The sequence below is a fragment of the Mesorhizobium sp. W016 genome, assembly GCF_054719485.1.
Window position 1 is genome coordinate 906,069 of record NZ_JBTTIF010000002.1, and the last position, 17,373, is coordinate 923,441.

A 17,373-nucleotide genomic window follows, 5' to 3' on the forward strand; every position below is an offset into this window, starting at 1 on the left:
GTTTAAATGTCCATTCTTTTCCGGGGCTTGGGTGGGCAGCTGCCTGGGTTTGCGTTAATCCGGCCCGAGCGTTGCAATCAGACCGCGATCGTGCTGCCATTCATTCAGCCACCTCTCGTCATCGTCGGGCCTGTTCCGCCGCAGTCTGCTTGACGTGCCGCCACGCTTGCGAAACAAGAGCTGCCACAAAGGACAGCGAGGCACAAAAGTGAGTTTCTGGGGACTGGCGCAGCTCGTCATTTCGACGGTGATCTTCCTGCTGGCGGCCATCGCGGCCAAGCAATGGGGGCTGGCGCCAAGCCTTGGCAAGATCGTGCTGACACTGGCGCTCTATACGGCGGGCAATCTGATGATGCTGCGGCTGGTTCGTGAGTTCGGCATGTCGGTCTCGTTCAGCCTGTCGGCGGTGATCCAACTGGTGGCGGTCAATGTGGTGGCGCTGGTGTTCTTCGGCGAACGCGTCAATGCCTTGCAGGCGACCGGCATCGTGCTGGCCATCGCGGCGGTGGTGCTGATCTCGCTCGGGCCTTACCTGCAGGGGCGACTGTAATCCGATGAAGACCCCGCGTGCGTTCACCAACTGGCTTGAATTTCCGGTGCTGCTGGCCGGGCTGGTGATAGCCGCCGGGCTGTGGGGCTTCGAGGAACTGATGGAGGTGGCGCGGGCCACCACGCCGCACGCTTTCGATACTGAGATCCTGCTCGCTTTCCGAAAAGTGGGTCAGCCGGATGTTCCCGTCGGCCCGGCATGGCTGGAAGGCGCGATGCGCGACATCACCAGCCTCGGCAGCTCCAGCGTGCTGGTGCTGATCGTAACGGCGGTGATCGTCTACCTCCTGCTGATCCGCAGGCCGAGGACGGCGCTGCTGATCTTTGTCGCGGTGGCCGGCGGGCAGCTGCTGTCGACCTTGCTCAAGGCCGGCATCGACCGGCCGCGCCCCGATCTTGTCTCGCACCTGGCCAACGAGACGTCGCTGTCGTTTCCCAGCGGCCACGCCATGCTGTCGGCGGTGACCTATCTCACGCTGGGCTCGCTGGCAGCGCGCTTCCTGCCGGGACGAACGACGAAAATCTATGTCCTCAGCCTGGCGGTGCTGATAACGCTGCTGGTCGGCGTCAGCCGCGTCTATCTCGGCGTCCACTGGCCTTCCGACGTGCTGGCGGGATGGTGCGCCGGCTTCACCTGGGCGACGCTGTGCTGGCTGGCGGCGCGAATGCTGCAGCGGAACAAGGCGGTGGCCGATGGCAACGAGCCCGAAGACTGACGATCCGGAGCGACATTCAAATCAGCCGGTTGATCAGCCCGTGTCCGCAGCCTGCCAGCAGAAAAACCGCCGACAGCAAGGCTGCCGAAGTCGTCAAGGTCCTGAAAATCTTCAACTGATATTTCCCCGCCAGTAAGAGCCAAGGCGGTAGCGTAGCATGCTCATCCCGTATCCCGCCATCCGGCTTTGTGGAGAGATCATGTTTCATGTATGCTTTATGATGGTTGAAACATCACTATGATTGTATTACACGTCGTCTCCGCAGACTCAGACGGGGGTTCCGACCGATGATCACTGCCGCGCAGATGCGCGCCGCGAGGGCGCTGGCCGGCATCGATCAGAAGACGCTCGCCGAGCGTGCCGGCGTTTCGCTTCCGACAATCCAGCGCATGGAAGCGAGTGACGGCGTGGTCAGGGGTGTGGTCGATACGCTGATGAAGGTTATCCAGGCTCTCGACGAGGCCGGGGTGGAGCTCATCGGCGAGAACCAGACCAGCGAGCGCGGCGGCCGGGGCGTGCGCCTCAAGCCGGTCGCGCCGCCGAACCCGCAAGGCTGAGCCGGCATATAGTCGCGACGGCGACCGCCGACAGTCCTGCCGACGATCCCGCCGCCTTCACGCAAGCGGAAGGCAGTCCATGGATCAGATCCGGCGGGCAGTGCATCAACCGGCCCAGAAGTCGGCAAAGCCGACATTTTCAGAGCTGTTCACGCCCAAGCTGGTGACGGTCTGGCGCGAAGGTTACCGCCTGCCGCAGTTCAAGGCCGACTTCATGGCCGGGCTGACCGTCGCCATTGTCGCGTTGCCGCTGTCGATGGCGATTGCGATTGCTTCGGGCGTGACGCCGGAGCACGGCCTGTTCACGGCCATTGTCGGCGGCTTCATCGTCTCGGCGCTCGGCGGCAGCCGCTTCCAGATCGGCGGCCCGGCCGGCGCCTTCATCGTGCTGGTGGCGGCGACGGTGCAGCGCGAAGGCGTCGACGGACTGCTGCTGGCGACGATGATGGCCGGCATCTTCCTGCTCGCCATCGGCTATCTCCGGCTCGGAACCTATATCAAATTCATCCCTTACCCGGTGACGGTCGGCTTCACCGCCGGCATCTCGATCATCATCTTCTCCGGCCAGATCGTCGAACTGTTCGGGCTGAGGCTTGCCGGGCCGGAGCCCGGGCCGCTGCTGCCGAAACTGATGGCGATCGGCCACGCGGCCGGCACGCTCAACATCTCGGCGACGCTGGTGGCGGCGTTGACCATCGCCACCATCGTGGGGGTGAAGCGCTGGCGGCCCGGCTGGCCGGGCATGCTGATCGCCGTCGGACTGGCCTCCCTTGTCGTGGCGCTGCTTTCGCTGCCGGCGGAAACGATCGGCACGCGCTATGGCGGCATTCCGCGCAGCCTGCCGTTGCCGGCACTGCCGGGACTCAACCTCGACAAGGCGATTGCGGTGCTGCCGGATGCGGTGGCTTTTGCGCTGCTCGGCGCCATCGAATCGCTGCTCTCGGCCGTGGTCGCCGATGGCATGACCGGGCGGCGTCACCGTTCCAATTGCGAACTGGTGGCGCAAGGATTTGCCAACATCGCGTCTGCCCTGTTCGGCGGCATCTGCACCACCGGCACCATCGCCCGCACCGCCACCAATGTGCGGGCCGGCGCGCATGGGCCGGTTTCCGGCATGCTGCATTCGCTTTTTCTGCTGGTCTTCATGCTGGTGGCCGCACCGCTGGCCAGCTACATCCCGCTTGCCGCCCTTGCCGGGGTGCTGGCGGTTGTCTGCTGGAACATGTTCGAGAAGCAGGCCTTCGCCACGTTGCTGCGCGCTTCGCGCGGCGACGCCCTGGTGCTGATGGCAACCTTCCTGATCGTCGTCTTCCGCGATCTCACCGAAGGCATCGTCGTCGGCTTCGCGCTAGGCTCGATCCTGTTCATCGACCGCATGGCCAAGTCGATCGCCGTGGAGGCGGATTTGCCGCTGGTGCAGGACGATGTCGCCGACAGCAGCGGCCGCGCCTACGATGCAAGCGAGGCAAGCGACGCCGACACCGTCGTCTATCGCATCTCCGGCGCCTTCTTCTTCGGCGCCGCCTCGACTGTCGGCACGGTGCTCGACCGCATCGCCGACCAGCGCAAGAACTTCATCCTCGATTGCTCGGCGGTGCCGTTCTTCGATTCCACCGCGGCCAATGTCATCGAGGGCGCGGCGCACAAGGCGAAGCGCGCAGGGGTGCGTTTCATCATCGCCGGTGCCTCGCCGCAGACACGGCGCATGCTGATCAACCACGGCGTCAAGCGGCCGCTGGTGACCTTTGCCGCCTCGATCAAGGATTCGCGGGCGCAACTCAAAGCCGCGCCCGCTGGCTGAGCCGGCAAGTGTGCGCCGTCAGTCCAGGCTCAGCACCGCGATCTCGCCCTCGTTCATCAGCGGCACGAAAATCCGCGTGCCGTCTGTGCCGATATCGGCGCTGCCCGGCTTGAACTGCTCTACAGCCTCCGGCGCCTCGCCGACTTTGTACCGATAGAGCGTGCCGGTCATGAAGGCGGTGGCGTAGATGCTGTCGCCGATGGCGACGACGCCATCGAGGTCGGCAAAGTTTTGTGCGCCAGGCAGCGGCGTCACGGCTTTCGTCGCGAGATCGACCGACAGCAGGCCCCCGGGCGCGGCAGTGCTGAAGTCCGGCTTGATGCCCTTGCCCCAGGACGCCACGATCAGCCGGTCGCGATCGGCAAAGATGCCGTTGGGTGCGGCGAGCTTCGCATCCTTCATGAAAAGTTCCGGCTTGTCGCCGTCAATGCGGTAGATCGCATCGGCAAGCATGTCGGTGACATAAACCTTGCCCGAACTGTCCGATGTCACGTCATTGAGGAAAACGGCGCCGGGCACATCGATCGTCGAGATGAGCTTGCCGCTGGCGAGATCGACGATGCGCACCTTGGTGATATCGGCGACGTAGAGCTTGCCGCCGGAGATCGCCGAGCCTTTTGGTGCATCCATGCCGTCGGTCCAGTGCTGGCTAATGATCTTGCCGTCCAGCGACAGCACCGAGAGATAGCCGTTGCCGTCGGCCTCCCCAGGATTGCCGACGATGTTGGAGACGATGATGCGACTGTTGGCGGCGTCGAACAGCGCCGATTCCGGTTGCTCGAAGCCCGAGGCGCGCCAGAGTTCGGCGGCCTCGGCCGCAGGCACGAGCGCGATAGCGAAGGCGGCGAGACAAATAGAGGGGATGAGGGTTTTCATGGCCAGGTCTCCTGTGATGGATGGCGGAGAGCTAGGATTTTCGATACTTTTCCGGAAGGACGATTCGAGCTAGTATCGGAAACCGATACGAAATGGCGCAAAAGAGGTGCATTCCATGAACGGCCTGATCTTCGAGGCGCTGAAGCGGACGCTGAAGGCCAAGGGCGTCACCTATCGTGAGCTTGCCGGGCGGATGGGCGTTTCCGAGCCGACGGTCAAGCGCATCTTCCACGAGCGCAACTGCAAGCTCGACCGTCTCGTCGGGATCTGCGCTGCCGCCGGCGTCGAGCTGGAAAACGTGCTGGGGTCGATGAATCGGGGGCCGGGACCGGTCAACCGCATCGCGCCAGAGGTCGAGCGCAAGCTTGCCGGACGGCCGGCGCTGCTGTTCATCTTCGTCATGCTATCGGAGAAATTCACGCCCGAGGGCGTCATGCGCTCGCGGGCTTGAGCGAAGCGTCGATGTTCCTCTATCTGCGCGATCTCGAAGCGCTCGGCCTCATTGCGCTGGGCAGCGGGTTGTCGGCACGGCTGCTGGTCGACACACCGATCCAGTGGAATTTCGAAGGGCCGCTCAGGCCGCTGTTCGAGATGACAAACAAGAATTTCATCGGCTGGGCGATCACCCATCTGGAGCGGGAAGCGACCTTCGTCTCATTCTCCAGGCGGATGCGGCCGGAGACGGCGGAGATGGTGAAGCGCGAGGCGGAGGAACTGGCCGAGCGCGCCAAACTGCTCGCCCATCACGACCAGAACACGACGCCGGAAGACGGGCTGACCGGCTACAAATGGACGTTTGCTTTTGGCGCAACCCCGTTTCCGGCGATCATGCCGATCGGCCCGCACCCCAGGGATGCCGGTGCGTCCGACCGGCCCACCGCTCCGGCAAAGGGACGCCGCCCGTTGCCGGCTTGACGCGCCAGCCGCGTTTCAAAAACGAAACCATGATAGAGTTCGCGCGCTGATTTGCCAGACTGTACGGGGCGGGTTTGCCGAATGCGTGACCGTCCCCGCAAAATCGAAGTGATCCTATGCCGACCGCGCCAACACTTGAACTTCGCCGCTATTCGCGCCTGAAAAATTTGCGGGAGCGCGCAGAACGCCAGGGTGCTGCATTGCAGTTCTGGGCGCGCACGGCATCGCTCGCCGTGATCTCCTGCTTCTTTTCATTGATCAGCCGCTGGGATGCCTCGCTGCTCTTCGTGCTGGCGGGCCTCGCGCTGTTCCAACTCGTCGGCCTGATCCAGTTTCGCTTTGCGCGCCGTCGCAACGCGCCATGGTGGATCGGTTACCTCGTCGGTACGCTGGACATCATTCTGTTGACCGTTCTGCTGGTAACGCCCAACCCGTTTTCCCTCGAGGTCGCGCCGGCCGCGATGCAACTGCGCGAGGGCAGCTTCAAATTCCTGCTGATTTTCGTATGCCTTGGCGCGCTGACCCTTTCGACACGATTGGCGCTCTATCTCGGCGCGCTCGCGGCCTTGACGTGGACGATCGGGGTGGGATGGGTGGTTTTTCATGCGGGAACCGTCATTCCGGCAACGAACCTCTATTCGCTGCCGATGACAGAGCGACTGAATCTCTATCTCAACCCCAATTTCGTCGATACGTTCGCGCAGGCGACCAATGTGTTGGTTGTGCTGATTATCGGCGCGATCATGGCGCTGGTCGTCTCCCGTTCCCGGCATCTGTCGGAAGACTATGTCAAGGCAGAGCGCGCCCGCGCCAATCTCGCCCGGCATTTTTCGCCCAATGTCGTCGACCAGCTCGCCTCGGATGACGAGCCCTTCGGTCCGGTCCGCCGGCAGGATATCGCGGTGCTGTTCGCCGACATCGTCGGCTTCACACACTATTCCGAGGATCATCCGGCCGAAGCAGTGTTCGAACTACTGCGTCAGTTCCACCGTCGCATGGAGCAGGTCGTTTTCGACCACCATGGCACCGTCGACAACTATATCGGCGATTGCATCATGGCGACCTTCGGGGTTCCGCAAGCCAGCCATGACGACGCAACCCGGGCCATCCGGTGCGCTGAAGCGATGATCGCCGCTATCGAAGGCTGGAATGTCCAGCGTGTGTCCAGGGGATATCCGCCGCTGGACGTTCGGATCGGTGCACAATATGGCGCCGTCGTCCTCGGCGCGGTCGGCAGCGAGCGCAACCTGTCCTTCGCGGTGGTGGGCGACACCGTCAACGTCGCCAGCCGTTTGCAGGCGCTCTGCCGGGAGCTTCAGGCGAATATTTGCTTTGGGTCACGACTGATTGAGGCCGCGAAGGCGGAATCGCTCGGGACACAGCTGAATGCGCGCGATCATGGACCGGTTAGCATCCGCGGCCGGGACGAACCGGTCCATGTCTGGGTCGAACACAGAGCCGAACACCAGGGCGCTATTGCGGTTTCGGCGTGATGCCGGCCACCATGTGAAATGCCTGCACCTCATGACTCAGGCCGAAGCCATCACGTGTCTGAGGCGATTGCGCCAGCCTTCGCGGCTGCGGCGTCGGTGCCTGCCTTGTCCTCCCAGGTCACCGCCCGGTAGTCGAACCCAAATTCCAGCGTCGGTTTCACGATGCGGAAGAAGGGCGACAGGTCGAAGTCGCGCGGCGTGTAGAGCGAGTGGTGGCGGATGTGCAGGATTTCGCGGCGCGAATAGTTCGACTGCGCTGAGGCGCGGCCGGGCGCGCGGGTGATCTCGGGCAGGATCGGATAGCGGATCTCGCCATAGGCTTCGGCGATCAGGGTCGAGCAGATGGCGCGCGTCGGGTCGCCGGAGCCGAAAGCCAGCATGCGGCGGCGCCAGCGCACCGGCACCGGCGGCGTCGGCAGGAAAAAGCGCAGCATGTCGAAAATGTTCTTGAGATCGTATTTCAGGCCGAGCTTGCCGATCATGAAGGCGACGACATGGTCGCGGTCTTCCGGGGTCAGCCCGCTCGCCCGGCAGATACGGGTGTTGTAGGTGGTAGCGCGACAGCGGCACGGCGACACAGCCTTCGCCGAGCGTGACTTCGATCAGCCGACGCCGTTCCGATCCGTCCTCCGGTTCGGACAAGGCATCGCCGATATAGAAGGCCGCATGCGACCAGGTCGACTGGGTCAGGTATTTGATCGCCGCCGAGATCTTCTGGTTGCCTTCGATGAGCAGGATGTCGCCGGGCTCGAGCGTGCGCCGCAACGTCTCGGCGTCGGACGGCGTGTAGGGCTCATAGCCGGAGGATTCGTCCTGCAGCCGGCCGGCAAGCCAGCGGCCAAGTCGGTCCAGAAGCGTGTCGGCAGGTGCGGTCATGGTAGAGCGTGACTAGCACGCGCCGGCGGGGGAGTGCCAGCGTCAGCCGGCCGGCACTGTCTCTTCCGGCAGTGCCGGCCCGGCGAGGTCGTCGCGCGCATTGCGGGCGAGCTTCTTTGTCGAGCGCTTGGGACTGTCGCCGAACAGTTCGGCCGCCCCGGCGAGGCAGCTCTTCTTCAGGCTTTTTTCCGAGCGCTTCAAAAGCTTGCCCAGGAGCTTGGTGTCCTGCGCATCGCCGAGCGGCTCGCCGTCGGCTTCGAGCAGGGCGCGCATGACGAAGACATCGTGCAGTTCGCCGAGCTTTTCACCCAGTTCGTCGACCGCCTTGCGCCGCACCTTGATCGGCGTCGGCCACAGCCGGCCGAGCAGCGAAAGATGCATCGAGTGGGTCTTGGCCGCCTTACGCAGATCGTGGAAATCCTCGGCTCCTCCGTGGGATCCGGCCTTGTCCAGCGCCTTCCTGGCCCGGCGCAAGGTCTTGCGAGCGCCTTCCGCAAGCACATCGGCTGCATGCTCAGGCAGATCGGGGAGCAGCAGCCGCTCGATCCGGATCAGGCCTTCCTCGCAGGCGGCCGTGGCCGCGCCTATGGCGGCGTCGAGACCAGCCCCGGCATGGATTTCATGCTGGCGGGCGATAAGCCGGTCGCGCACGCTGTCGAGGCCGCCGCCGGCAACCTGCTCGGGAAAGGCGGCTGCCAGCCGGTCGACGGTCTCGACCAGCGCGGTCGCCTCGCGCGGCCCGGCAAGCAGCGCCGCCACCTGACGGTAGCATTGGTTCTCAGTCCGACAGAATGTTTCATTTCCGGAACGGACCAGCCGCAGCAAGGCGCGCGCGCTCTTCAGCCGCTTGCGGCATTTGTGCAATGCCTGCTCCGGCTGGTCGCGCGCGACGGCCAGATGGGCAAGCGCCTTGCCGATCTCCTCGCCAAGGATACGCCTGACCTCGCCGGTCAGCGGCAGGCGCGGATCGATGCGAAAGCTCATGCGGCGATCTCCGGAATCCCCCTAGAGCATGATGCCGAAAAGTGTGAAGCGGTTTTCGGACGACATCATGCTCCATCTCTTTTGATTTAGAGCCGGATTCCGATTTTAGGTCGACCCGACCTAAAATCATCCGGCTCTAGGGCGAGCGACGCGTTGTAAAATCTCTGCTCGCCGGTCACTTCGCGGCCGAGCCAATCAGGCAGCATTTCGTCAGGTACATCCTCCGGCGTCTCCAGTTCGGCCACCACAAGGCCGGCTAGAATCCCGCCGAAAACATCGACTTCGTAGAGATAGCCGCGATGCCTAACATGGTGGCGTGTCTTCTCGATGACATGTCCGATGGCGAAGGCCAGCATCTCCTCTGCGTCCGCCAGTGGAATTTCATATTCGTATTCGTCACGCTCGCGGATCTTGCTGCCGAATTTAAGCGTCAGCTTCGCCGAACTGCCGTCGCTGATGCGCACGCGCACGGTGCGGCCGGGTGTTGCGGCAAGATAGAACTGGCGAATGCGTATATTCGCCTCGGCCATTTCCAGCCATTCGGCGCTGGAGACCAGGAACTTGCGTTCGACTTCCTTGCCCATGGCCGCCCACTAAAGCGTCTGCGGCCCGACATGGCAAGCCGCCGCGGATAATCAATTTGACTTTAATCAATCGATTGATTAAGTGGCCAGCATGATCAAAACCGTAGCCGATAAAACGCCCCGCCAGGAGACATCCCCCGCAGAGCAGACGCGCGCCGCACTCGTGCTTTCGGCGCTCAAGCTGTTCGGACGGCAAGGGTTCGACGGCACGTCGACGCGTGAGATCGCCGCCGAGGCCAAGGCCAACATCGGCTCGATCGCCTATCACTTCGGCGGCAAGGAAGGGTTGCGCGCGGCCGCCGCCGACCACATCGTCGAAACCATCCAGTCGGTTGCCGGCCAGGCGCTCGGCGGCACGCAATTGCCGGGTCAAGCCGGCCCGGAGGCGGCGAGGGCACAATTGTTCGCCGCGCTGGAAGCGATGGTGGCGTTTATCGTAGCCAGACCGGAAGCTGGCGATATCGTACAATTTGTACTTAGGGAATTGACGCATCCGACCGCCGCACTCGACCGCATCTATGACGGGGTGTTCGAACCGACCCATCGCCGCCTCTGCCAGATCTGGGAACAGGCGACGGGCGAGCCGGCCGAAAGCGAGGCCACCAAGCTCGTGGTCTTCACGCTGATCGGCCAGGTCATCTATTTCCGCATCGGTCGCGAAGCAGTGATGCGTCGTATGGGCTGGCGCGAGATCGGCAACACCGAGGCCGCCAAGGTGGTGGCGGCGGTGACAGGCAATCTTGGCGCCATACTGGCGGCCCGCAATCCGGTCGCCCGCAAGGAGGGCAAGCGATGAGTTTTCTCTGTTCCCTGCCTCTCGCGGCCAAGCTGTTCGGCGCCTGCGCGCCGGCAGCGCCGCTTGCCGTCGGCTATGTCGAGGGCGACTATGTCTTGCTGGCTCCGATCGAGGTGGCGCAGGTCGAGACCGTCGCGGTCAAGCGCGGCGACCGTGTTGTATCAGGCACGCCGGTGGTGACTCTCGAAAGCGCCGACGCAAAAATCGCCGTCGCCCAGGCAGGGGCCGCGCTCGCCCAGGCGCAGGCGCAGCTGGCCGACCTGCAGATCGGCAAGCGGCCGGAGGAGATCGCGGTGCTGAAGGCCGAGGTCGACATGGCCAAGGCCCAGGCCACGGATGCCAAGCGCAAATACGACCGCGCCGCCGACCTGTTCAAGCGCGGTGCCGGCACGCAGGCCGACTACGACACCGCCGCCGCGACGCTGGAGACCGCCAATGCGCAGGTCGGCCAGGCGCAGGCCAACCTCGCCGTCGGCGGTCTGCCTGCGCGTCCCGAAACGATCAAGGCGGCAGACAATCAGGTCAAACAGGCGCAGTCGGCGTTGGAACAGGCTGAGTGGCGGCTATCGAAGCGCGTGCTGGCGGCACCCTCGCCCGGCCGCATCAATGACGTCATCCGCAATCCCGGCGACACCGCTGGTCCGACCGCGCCTGTCATTTCGATGTTGCCGGACGGTGCGGTGAAGCTCAGCGTCTATGTCCCGGAAAGTGCGTTCTCGTCGATCAAGGTCGGCACGCTGCTTGTCGTGCATTGCGACGGCTGCGGGCCGGAGGTGAAGGCGCGCGTCAGCTATGTCTCGCCCGACCCGGAATTCACCCCGCCGGTGATCTACTCGCTCGAGAACCGGCAGAAGCTGGTCTACCTCGTCGAGGCGCGGCCTGAGGGCAAGGCGCAAGCGCTGCAGCCGGGACAGATCGTCGATGTCGAGCTGGCGGCCTCAAAATGAACGCCATCGACGTTCATGGCCTGGTCAAGCGTTTCGGCGACAAGACTGTCGTCGACCATGTGACGATGACGGTGGCCGAGGGCGAGATCGTCGGCTTTCTCGGGCCCAACGGGTCCGGCAAGACGACGACCATCCGCATCATGTGCGGCCTGCTGACGCCCGACGAGGGCGAAGGTACGGTGCTGGGTTTCAACATCCGCACCGAGTCGCTCCGCATCAAGCGCGAAGTCGGCTACATGACGCAGAAATTCTCGTTCTACGAGGATTTGACGATCGGCGAGAATCTCGAATTCGTGGCGCGGCTCTACCGGCTGAAACCGGTCGAGGAGCATGTGTCGAAAACGCTGGAAGAGCTTGGCCTGACGAGCCGCCGCAACCAGCTCGCCGGCACGTTGTCGGGCGGCTGGAAGCAGCGGCTGGCACTGGCCGCCTGCATCATGCACAAGCCGAAGCTGCTGCTGCTCGACGAGCCGACCGCCGGCGTCGATCCGAAGGCGCGGCGCGAATTCTGGGACGAGATCCACCGGCTGGCGAGCGGCGGTCTGACCGTGCTGGTGTCCACCCACTACATGGACGAAGCCGAGCGCTGCCACCGCATCAGCTACATCTCCTACGGCAAGATGCTGGCCACCGGCACGGTGGACGAGGTGGTGACGAATGCCGGTCTGACCACCTTCGTGCTGCAGGGACCGCGCCTCGACCAGGTCGCCGATGCACTCAGGGACCGGCCCGGCGTCGACCAGGTGGCGCCGTTCGGCGCGACGCTGCATGTCGTCGGCTCCGACAAGGCAAAGCTCGAAAAGGCGCTCGCCGATGTCGAGAAGGAGCACAAGGGCGTCAGCGTAAAACCCGGCGAGACCAGCCTCGAGGACGTCTTCATCCAGTTCATGTCCGGCTCGAAGGACAATATGGCATGAACAGCGTCTTCTCCTTCGCCAGGCTCGGTGCGCTGCTGATCAAGGAATTCATCCAGATGCGGCGCGACCGCATCACCTTCGCCATGATGCTGGGCGTGCCGCTTTTGCAGCTGGTGCTGTTCGGCTACGCTATCAACAACGATCCCAAAAGCCTGCCTGCCGCACTGGTGGCGACCAGCAACGACCCCTACACCCGCGCCATTGTCGCAGCCCTGCAGACGACCGGCTACTACCGCTTCGACCATGTCGCGCAAAGTGCCGAGGATGCCGAATTCCTGATGGCGCGCGGCGATGTCGCCTTCGTCGTCACCATCCCGGCCGATTTCGGCCGCCGGGTGGAGCGCGGCGACAATCCGCAGATACTCATCGAGGCCGACGCCACCGACCCGGCCGCCGCCAGCGGCGCCATCTCGACGCTAAGCAAAGTGGCCAGCCAGGCGCTGCTTCGGGCGCAAGGCATGCAGGAGGCGGCGAGTGAGGCCGCCAGGGGCCAGCTCGATGTGGTGGTGCACCAGCGCTACAATCCGGAAGGCATCTCGCAATACAACATCGTGCCCGGCCTGCTCGGCGTCATCCTGCAGATGACCCTGGTGATGATGACCTCGATCGCGCTGACCCGCGAGACCGAGCGCGGCACGATGGAAAACCTGCTCGCCATGCCGTCCAGCCCGTTTGAGATCATGCTGGGCAAGGTGCTGCCCTATCTTGTGGTCGGTGGCGTCCAGGTGGTGGTGGTGCTGGCGGCGTCGAAGCTCTTGTTCGCCATCCCCTTCACCGGTTCCATGTCGCTGCTGCTTGCAGCCGTATTGGTGTTCGTGCTGGCGCTGGTGCTGCTTGGCTACACCATCTCGACCATCGCCCGCACGCAGATGCAGGCGCTGCAGCTGACCTTCTTCTTCTTCCTGCCGTCGATCCTGCTGTCCGGCTTCATGTTCCCCTATCGCGGCATGCCGGGCTGGGCGCAGACCTTCGGCGAGATTTTTCCGCTGACGCATTTTCTGCGCATCACCCGCGCGGTGATGCTGAAGGGCGCCGAACTGCCGGCGGTTGCGGGCGAGATCGCCTGGCTGGTCGGGTTCGTGGCCTTGTTTGCCGGCGTCGCATTGGTGCGGTTCAGGCGCACGCTCGACTGAGCGTTCAGGAATTGAGCGATCGCGGACCGCTGACGAACGGACTGCCTCTGACATAGAACCGCAGCGGGCGGTCCGCATCCTTCGTGATGCCGATGCGGATGCCTTGGCCGATGTCGCTGGCCTGATGCTCGTCGGCTGCCAGCCATAGCGGGCCTTGGCGGCACAGATCGAGGCCGTCCAGCGAACGGTCGATCCGCAATGCCTGGGCGAGCCGCCCCGGCCCGCGCGCCAGGTCGCGCAGGCGCTCCACGCCCCGGTTCAGCCGCATGATGGCGATGCCTTCGAGCGGCTCCAGCGCCCGGATCAGCACGCCGGTGCCGGTGCCCGGCCCCTCGCTTGAGACATTGAGCATCCAGGAGACCCCATAGGCGAGATAGACGTAGGCGTGTCCGGGCCCGAGGAACAGCGAACGGTTGCGCGGCGTCATGCCGCGATAGCCGTGCCCGGCGGCGTCGCCGGTGACATAGGCCTCGGTCTCGACGATACGGCCGCTGACGATGCCTTCCGGCAGCTCCCGCACCACGAGCTTGCCGATGAGATAGCGGGCGAGATCGGCCGTATCATCAGGCAGTTCGGCACGATCGAGCGGATGGTGGCCGGTCATGCTACCGCCGCCGTGTTTCAAGGTATCCGTTCGACCCATTGCGCGCGCGACTGCCCCGGCTCGAACGGATCGCCGAAATACTGGGTCTCGCGAACCACTTTGCCATCGACGAACTCCATGATGCTCACCGTATAGGACGGAATCCCGTCATAGGTCAGGACATATTCGGTGATCCAGAGGTCGCCTGACCCGGTGATCCGCCGCACGGCAAAGCGCTTCCGGTTGGGCTGCGTGGCGCGCGACGACTGGATGTTGTGCCGTCCGCTGATGCGCTCGCCTGATTGCGGATAATCGAGCACCGCGTCCTCGCGATAGATCTGATGCTCCGTCTCGAGATCATCGGCATCGGAGGCAGCCCAATGGCGATCGAGAGCCGCCCTTATCTCAGCGTCTGCCATATCGGTTCTCAGGCCGCGGCCATGATCTCGGCATAGGTGGTGAAATCGACATTGCCGCCTGACAGCACGACGGCGACGCATTTGCCCGACAGTTCGATCTCGCCTGACGAGAGCGCCGCCAGCGCCACGCAGCCGCCGGGTTCGACCACCAGCTTGAGATGGGCCATGGCGTCGCGCACCGCCTGTGCGGCCGCCTTGTCGGAGACGGCGATGGCGCCGGCGAGGTTCTTGCGGTTGATCTCGAAGGTGATGGCACCGGGCTCGGCGGTGAGGATGGCATCGCAGATCGAACTGTGGCCGGGCTCGTTGGAAACCCTTTTTCCTTCGATCAGCGAACGGCGGGTGTCGTCGAAATGCTCGGGCTCAACGGCCCAGACTGCCGTGGCCGGCGAGGCATCCTTGACGGCGATCGAAATGCCGCTCGTCAGGCCGCCGCCTCCACAGGGAATGACGACCGCGTCGAGGCTGACGCCGAGCGCTTTTGCCTGGCGCATCAGTTCGAGACCGATCGTGCCCTGGCCGGCGATGATGGCCGGATCGTCGAAAGGAGGCACCAGCACCATGCCCTTGTCCATGTAGGGTCGCACCACCGTCATGCGGTCGTCGCGAAAGCGGTCGAACGGCACCACTTCGGCGCCCATCTTGCGGACATTGGCGATCTTCATCGCCGGCGCGTCGGCCGGCATGGCAATGACCGCCTTGACGCCGAACATGGCAGCCGCCGCGGCGACGCCCTGAGCATGGTTGCCGGAGGAGAAGGCGACGACGCCGCGGCTGCGCTCTTCTTCGCTCAGCGAAGACAGTTTGTTGTAGGCGCCGCGGAACTTGAACGAGCCGGTGCGCTGCAGCGTCTCCGGCTTGAACAGGATGCGGCCGCCGAAGCGCTTGTTGAGTTCCAGCGATTCGATCAAGGTCGTTTCGGCGATCAGGCCGGAGAGCCGCGCGGCGGCGGCATGGATGTCGGCGATGCCGGGAAGCGTGGTCATGGCGAAGTCCTGAAAGCGATGAGTTCGGCGCATGGTGCACGCAAAGGCAGGCCACGCACCAATGAAAAAATGTGACCGTTACAAAGTTTGACGGGCATGAGCGGCGACGAGGTCAAACTGGCCCACCTCTCCCGCCTTTATCCGCCGGGCCGTATCGGCTAAGGGCGGGGAGCAGAATTCCGGACCGCCAGAAATGACCGCCAAGCCAAAACCCCTGTTCCTCGGTATCGACACCGGTGGCACCTATACCGATGCCGTGCTGTGGTCGGAACAAGGCGGGCCAAAAGGCAAGGTGCTGGCCAAGGCCAAGGCGCTGACGACGCGGCACGATCTTGCCGTCGGCATTTCCGGCGCGGTCGATGCGGTGCTGGAAAAATCGGCCACTGATCCGGCCGCCATCAAACTCGTGTCGATGTCGACGACGCTCGCCACCAATGCGCTGGTCGAGGGCCAGGGTGGGCGTGTGGCGCTCATCATGATCGGCTTTACCGGGGCCGACCTTGCGCGCGACGGGCTGAAGACCGCGCTCGGCACCGATCCGGTGGTGTTTTGTCCGGGCGGCCATGACGTGCACGGCAATGCGGCCAAGCTCGATCTGTCGGATCTGGAAGCGGCGATCCCTGAACTCGGCGCCTCGGTGTCGGGCTTTGCCGTCTGCGCCTATTTCGCCACCCGCAACCCGGCGCATGAACTCGCCGCGCGCGACTTCATCCGCGAAAAGACCGGCCTGCCGGTCACCGCCAGCCACGAATTGTCGGCCAAGCTCGGCGGCCCGCGCCGCGCGCTCACCACCTTGCTCAACGCCAGGCTGATCTCGATGATCGACCGGCTGGTGGCGGCAACCGAAGGATTTTTGGAGGCCCGCAACATCGTAGCCCCCCTGATGGTGGTGCGCGGCGATGGCGCGCTGGTTTCGGCGGCGTTTGCCCGCCAGCGGCCGATCGAGACCATCCTGTCCGGCCCGGCCGCCAGCCTGGTCGGCGCCCGCCACATGACGGGCCTGGACAACGCCATGGTGTCCGACATTGGCGGCACCACCACCGATGTCGCCGTGCTCGACGGCGGCCGTCCTCGGCTCGATCCCGAAGGCGCCACTGTCGGCGGCTTCCGCACCATGGTCGAGGCGGTCGCCATGCGCACCTTCGGCCTCGGCGGCGATTCCGAAGTGGCGCTGGAAGATGGCGCGCTCAACCCGAAAATCCTGCTCGGGCCGCGTCGCTTGGTGCCGCTGGCGCTGGCCGGGATGATGCATGGTGCTTCCGTGACATCGGAGCTCGAGCGCCAGCTCAGGGCGCCCAACCCCGGCCGCATGGACGGCCGCTTTGCGCTGCGCACGGGCGTGCCGGACAGGCTCGCCGCCGGCCTGACCGCGCCCGAGGCGAAACTGTATGAACTCATTGGTGCCGTGCCGCTCGCCATCGACAGGCTGCTCACCTCGAACGCCCAGAACGCCACGCTGAACCGGCTGGTCTCGCGCGGTCTTGTGCATATCTCGGGCTTCACCCCCTCGGACGCCGCCCATGTGCTCGGCAAGCAGGCCAACTGGGACCCGCTTGCGGCCCGGCTCGCCGCCGAACTGTTTGCCCGCAAGCGTGATGGGCGAGGCCAGTACATCGCGCCGTCTCCGGAGGTGATTTCCGAACGCGTGCTGCTGACGCTCACGCGCTGGTCGGCAGAATACATTCTGGAGACAGCCTTTGCCGAGGATGGGCTGGATGGCGCCGCCACCGTCGCGCATGCGCTGGTGCAGCGCGCCGTCGATTCCCATCCCGGCATCGCAAGGCTCAGCGTCGCGCTCGATCGTCCGGTCATTGGCCTCGGCGCCTCGGCGCCGCTGCACTATGCCGGCTTGGCCGAGCTGGTCGGTAATGAGTGCGTGGTGCCGGAGGATACCGATGTCGCCAACGCGCTCGGCGCCGTCGTCGGCCAGGTCCGCGTCTCCGCCGAAGCCCGCGTCAGCCAGCCCAGGGAAGGTTTGTTTCGTTTGGCGTCGGGGCAAACGGTGCGCGACTTCACGGACGAGGCCGAGGCGATCGCGGCAGCGGAGGCTGATGTGCGGGCGATTGTGGCCGAGCGGGCGAAGGATGCCGGCACCGACAACGCTGAGATAGAAGTTTCGACCGAGTTCAAGGTGTCTACGGTTGAGGCCCAACGGATGTTTATCGAAGCGCATGTGGTGGCGGTTGCATCGGGTCGGCCGAGGATTGCGGTTTAGGATCTCCCCCACGAGGGGGGAGATCA

19 protein-coding genes and 1 pseudogene are annotated in these 17,373 nt (G+C 64.6%); 12 read left to right on the forward strand and 8 right to left on the reverse strand.

Annotated elements, in window-relative coordinates:
• The first annotated feature begins 208 nt into the window (after window positions 1-208).
• Together ACYG9V_RS04850 and ACYG9V_RS04855 are read left to right on the forward strand one after the other, a co-directional pair.
• Entirely contained in the window at window positions 209-550 is a 342-nt protein-coding gene (locus ACYG9V_RS04850) for a hypothetical protein (protein WP_023681268.1), read from the forward strand.
• 4 nt (window positions 551-554) lie between these two features.
• Window positions 555-1,265, forward strand: a complete 711-nt coding sequence (locus ACYG9V_RS04855) for a phosphatase PAP2 family protein (RefSeq protein WP_023692974.1) — start codon at window positions 555-557, stop codon at window positions 1,263-1,265.
• A gap of 16 nt (window positions 1,266-1,281) precedes the next feature.
• Here the strand turns inward: ACYG9V_RS04855 and ACYG9V_RS04860 are convergent, their stop codons facing one another.
• A complete protein-coding gene (locus tag ACYG9V_RS04860) occupies window positions 1,282-1,473 on the reverse strand; it encodes a hypothetical protein (protein ID WP_155923589.1) in 192 nt (63 codons plus the stop codon).
• A gap of 79 nt (window positions 1,474-1,552) precedes the next feature.
• Here ACYG9V_RS04860 and ACYG9V_RS04865 point away from each other — a divergent pair, with 79 nt between their 5' ends.
• Both ACYG9V_RS04865 and ACYG9V_RS04870 read left to right on the forward strand, forming a co-directional pair.
• A complete protein-coding gene (locus ACYG9V_RS04865) occupies window positions 1,553-1,822 on the forward strand; it encodes a helix-turn-helix domain-containing protein (RefSeq protein WP_023673276.1) in 270 nt (89 codons plus the stop codon).
• A 79-nt stretch (window positions 1,823-1,901) separates the two neighbouring features.
• Window positions 1,902-3,623 (forward strand): SulP family inorganic anion transporter, encoded by a 1,722-nt coding sequence (locus tag ACYG9V_RS04870; RefSeq protein WP_352764715.1) that lies wholly within the window; start codon window positions 1,902-1,904, stop codon window positions 3,621-3,623.
• A gap of 18 nt (window positions 3,624-3,641) precedes the next feature.
• Here the strand turns inward: ACYG9V_RS04870 and ACYG9V_RS04875 are convergent, their stop codons facing one another.
• Window positions 3,642-4,499, reverse strand: coding sequence for an NHL repeat-containing protein (locus ACYG9V_RS04875; protein ID WP_352764718.1), 858 nt, complete (start codon window positions 4,497-4,499; stop codon window positions 3,642-3,644).
• A 115-nt stretch (window positions 4,500-4,614) separates the two neighbouring features.
• Between ACYG9V_RS04875 and ACYG9V_RS04880 the strand changes: the two genes are divergently transcribed.
• The 3 genes from ACYG9V_RS04880 (at window position 4,615) to ACYG9V_RS04890 (ending at window position 6,907) form a co-directional block, all read left to right on the forward strand.
• Window positions 4,615-4,950 (forward strand): helix-turn-helix domain-containing protein, encoded by a 336-nt coding sequence (locus tag ACYG9V_RS04880; protein ID WP_352764719.1) that lies wholly within the window; start codon window positions 4,615-4,617, stop codon window positions 4,948-4,950.
• Window positions 4,947-5,414 carry a hypothetical protein gene (locus ACYG9V_RS04885; RefSeq protein WP_352764720.1) on the forward strand — a complete coding sequence of 156 codons (468 nt, stop codon included), beginning with the start codon at window positions 4,947-4,949 and terminating at the stop codon, window positions 5,412-5,414. Before ACYG9V_RS04880 ends, ACYG9V_RS04885 begins: the two co-directional genes overlap by 4 nt.
• Window positions 5,415-5,530: 116 nt before the next feature.
• Window positions 5,531-6,907 (forward strand): adenylate/guanylate cyclase domain-containing protein, encoded by a 1,377-nt coding sequence (locus ACYG9V_RS04890; RefSeq protein ID WP_352764722.1) that lies wholly within the window; start codon window positions 5,531-5,533, stop codon window positions 6,905-6,907.
• Window positions 6,908-6,957: 50 nt separating this feature from the next.
• Here the strand turns inward: ACYG9V_RS04890 and ACYG9V_RS04895 are convergent.
• The 3 genes and pseudogenes from ACYG9V_RS04895 to ACYG9V_RS04905 form a co-directional block, all read right to left on the reverse strand.
• Window positions 6,958-7,783: pseudogene (locus ACYG9V_RS04895) on the reverse strand (C40 family peptidase).
• 42 nt (window positions 7,784-7,825) lie between these two features.
• Window positions 7,826-8,767 carry a CHAD domain-containing protein gene (locus ACYG9V_RS04900; RefSeq protein ID WP_023828854.1) on the reverse strand — a complete coding sequence of 314 codons (942 nt, stop codon included), beginning with the start codon at window positions 8,765-8,767 and terminating at the stop codon, window positions 7,826-7,828.
• A gap of 86 nt (window positions 8,768-8,853) precedes the next feature.
• Complete coding sequence (locus ACYG9V_RS04905; protein WP_023728787.1) at window positions 8,854-9,351, reverse strand: CYTH domain-containing protein; 498 nt, start codon at window positions 9,349-9,351, stop codon at window positions 8,854-8,856.
• A 91-nt stretch (window positions 9,352-9,442) separates the two neighbouring features.
• Between ACYG9V_RS04905 and ACYG9V_RS04910 the strand changes: the two genes are divergently transcribed.
• Genes ACYG9V_RS04910 through ACYG9V_RS04925 form a run of 4 tightly spaced genes read left to right on the forward strand, consistent with a single transcriptional unit; the run spans window position 9,443 to window position 13,144 of the window.
• Window positions 9,443-10,147 (forward strand): CerR family C-terminal domain-containing protein, encoded by a 705-nt coding sequence (locus ACYG9V_RS04910; RefSeq protein ID WP_023728788.1) that lies wholly within the window; start codon window positions 9,443-9,445, stop codon window positions 10,145-10,147.
• Window positions 10,144-11,094 carry an HlyD family secretion protein gene (locus tag ACYG9V_RS04915; RefSeq protein ID WP_023828853.1) on the forward strand — a complete coding sequence of 317 codons (951 nt, stop codon included), beginning with the start codon at window positions 10,144-10,146 and terminating at the stop codon, window positions 11,092-11,094. Before ACYG9V_RS04910 ends, ACYG9V_RS04915 begins: the two co-directional genes overlap by 4 nt.
• Window positions 11,091-12,011 (forward strand): ABC transporter ATP-binding protein, encoded by a 921-nt coding sequence (locus ACYG9V_RS04920; protein ID WP_023673289.1) that lies wholly within the window; start codon window positions 11,091-11,093, stop codon window positions 12,009-12,011. Before ACYG9V_RS04915 ends, ACYG9V_RS04920 begins: the two co-directional genes overlap by 4 nt.
• On the forward strand, window positions 12,008-13,144 hold the full coding sequence (locus ACYG9V_RS04925) for an ABC transporter permease (protein ID WP_352764724.1): 1,137 nt from the start codon (window positions 12,008-12,010) through the stop codon (window positions 13,142-13,144). Before ACYG9V_RS04920 ends, ACYG9V_RS04925 begins: the two co-directional genes overlap by 4 nt.
• Before the next feature lie 4 nt (window positions 13,145-13,148).
• Here the strand turns inward: ACYG9V_RS04925 and ACYG9V_RS04930 are convergent, their stop codons facing one another.
• From ACYG9V_RS04930 to ACYG9V_RS04940, 3 genes are read right to left on the reverse strand one after another with little or no spacing between them, the layout of a single operon-like run.
• Window positions 13,149-13,748, reverse strand: a complete 600-nt coding sequence (locus tag ACYG9V_RS04930) for a DNA-3-methyladenine glycosylase (protein ID WP_023748245.1) — start codon at window positions 13,746-13,748, stop codon at window positions 13,149-13,151.
• 17 nt (window positions 13,749-13,765) lie between these two features.
• Window positions 13,766-14,146 (reverse strand): nuclear transport factor 2 family protein, encoded by a 381-nt coding sequence (locus ACYG9V_RS04935; protein ID WP_352764726.1) that lies wholly within the window; start codon window positions 14,144-14,146, stop codon window positions 13,766-13,768.
• Window positions 14,147-14,154: 8 nt separating this feature from the next.
• Window positions 14,155-15,132 (reverse strand): threonine ammonia-lyase, encoded by a 978-nt coding sequence (locus ACYG9V_RS04940; protein ID WP_023673293.1) that lies wholly within the window; start codon window positions 15,130-15,132, stop codon window positions 14,155-14,157.
• Window positions 15,133-15,325: 193 nt separating this feature from the next.
• On the opposite strand from ACYG9V_RS04940, the gene ACYG9V_RS04945 reads away from it, so the two are divergent.
• Entirely contained in the window at window positions 15,326-17,347 is a 2,022-nt protein-coding gene (locus ACYG9V_RS04945) for a hydantoinase/oxoprolinase family protein (protein WP_352764728.1), read from the forward strand.
• The last annotated feature ends 26 nt before the right edge of the window (window positions 17,348-17,373 follow it).

Excerpts from the sequence above, each read along its gene's own strand:
- ACYG9V_RS04855 (WP_023692974.1), top strand. The coding sequence starts at position 555 with ATGAAGACCCCGCGTGCGTTCACCAACTGGCTTGAATTTCCGGTGCTG.
- ACYG9V_RS04860 (WP_155923589.1), bottom strand. The coding sequence starts at position 1,473 with ATGAAACATGATCTCTCCACAAAGCCGGATGGCGGGATACGGGATGAG.
- ACYG9V_RS04865 (WP_023673276.1), top strand. The coding sequence starts at position 1,553 with ATGATCACTGCCGCGCAGATGCGCGCCGCGAGGGCGCTGGCCGGCATC.
- ACYG9V_RS04870 (WP_352764715.1), top strand. The coding sequence starts at position 1,902 with ATGGATCAGATCCGGCGGGCAGTGCATCAACCGGCCCAGAAGTCGGCA.
- ACYG9V_RS04875 (WP_352764718.1), bottom strand. The coding sequence starts at position 4,499 with ATGAAAACCCTCATCCCCTCTATTTGTCTCGCCGCCTTCGCTATCGCG.
- ACYG9V_RS04880 (WP_352764719.1), top strand. The coding sequence starts at position 4,615 with ATGAACGGCCTGATCTTCGAGGCGCTGAAGCGGACGCTGAAGGCCAAG.
- ACYG9V_RS04890 (WP_352764722.1), top strand. The coding sequence starts at position 5,531 with ATGCCGACCGCGCCAACACTTGAACTTCGCCGCTATTCGCGCCTGAAA.
- ACYG9V_RS04900 (WP_023828854.1), bottom strand. The coding sequence starts at position 8,767 with ATGAGCTTTCGCATCGATCCGCGCCTGCCGCTGACCGGCGAGGTCAGG.
- ACYG9V_RS04905 (WP_023728787.1), bottom strand. The coding sequence starts at position 9,351 with ATGGGCAAGGAAGTCGAACGCAAGTTCCTGGTCTCCAGCGCCGAATGG.
- ACYG9V_RS04910 (WP_023728788.1), top strand. The coding sequence starts at position 9,443 with ATGATCAAAACCGTAGCCGATAAAACGCCCCGCCAGGAGACATCCCCC.
- ACYG9V_RS04915 (WP_023828853.1), top strand. The coding sequence starts at position 10,144 with ATGAGTTTTCTCTGTTCCCTGCCTCTCGCGGCCAAGCTGTTCGGCGCC.
- ACYG9V_RS04920 (WP_023673289.1), top strand. The coding sequence starts at position 11,091 with ATGAACGCCATCGACGTTCATGGCCTGGTCAAGCGTTTCGGCGACAAG.
- ACYG9V_RS04925 (WP_352764724.1), top strand. The coding sequence starts at position 12,008 with ATGAACAGCGTCTTCTCCTTCGCCAGGCTCGGTGCGCTGCTGATCAAG.
- ACYG9V_RS04930 (WP_023748245.1), bottom strand. The coding sequence starts at position 13,748 with ATGACCGGCCACCATCCGCTCGATCGTGCCGAACTGCCTGATGATACG.
- ACYG9V_RS04935 (WP_352764726.1), bottom strand. The coding sequence starts at position 14,146 with ATGGCAGACGCTGAGATAAGGGCGGCTCTCGATCGCCATTGGGCTGCC.
- ACYG9V_RS04940 (WP_023673293.1), bottom strand. The coding sequence starts at position 15,132 with ATGACCACGCTTCCCGGCATCGCCGACATCCATGCCGCCGCCGCGCGG.
- ACYG9V_RS04945 (WP_352764728.1), top strand. The coding sequence starts at position 15,326 with ATGACCGCCAAGCCAAAACCCCTGTTCCTCGGTATCGACACCGGTGGC.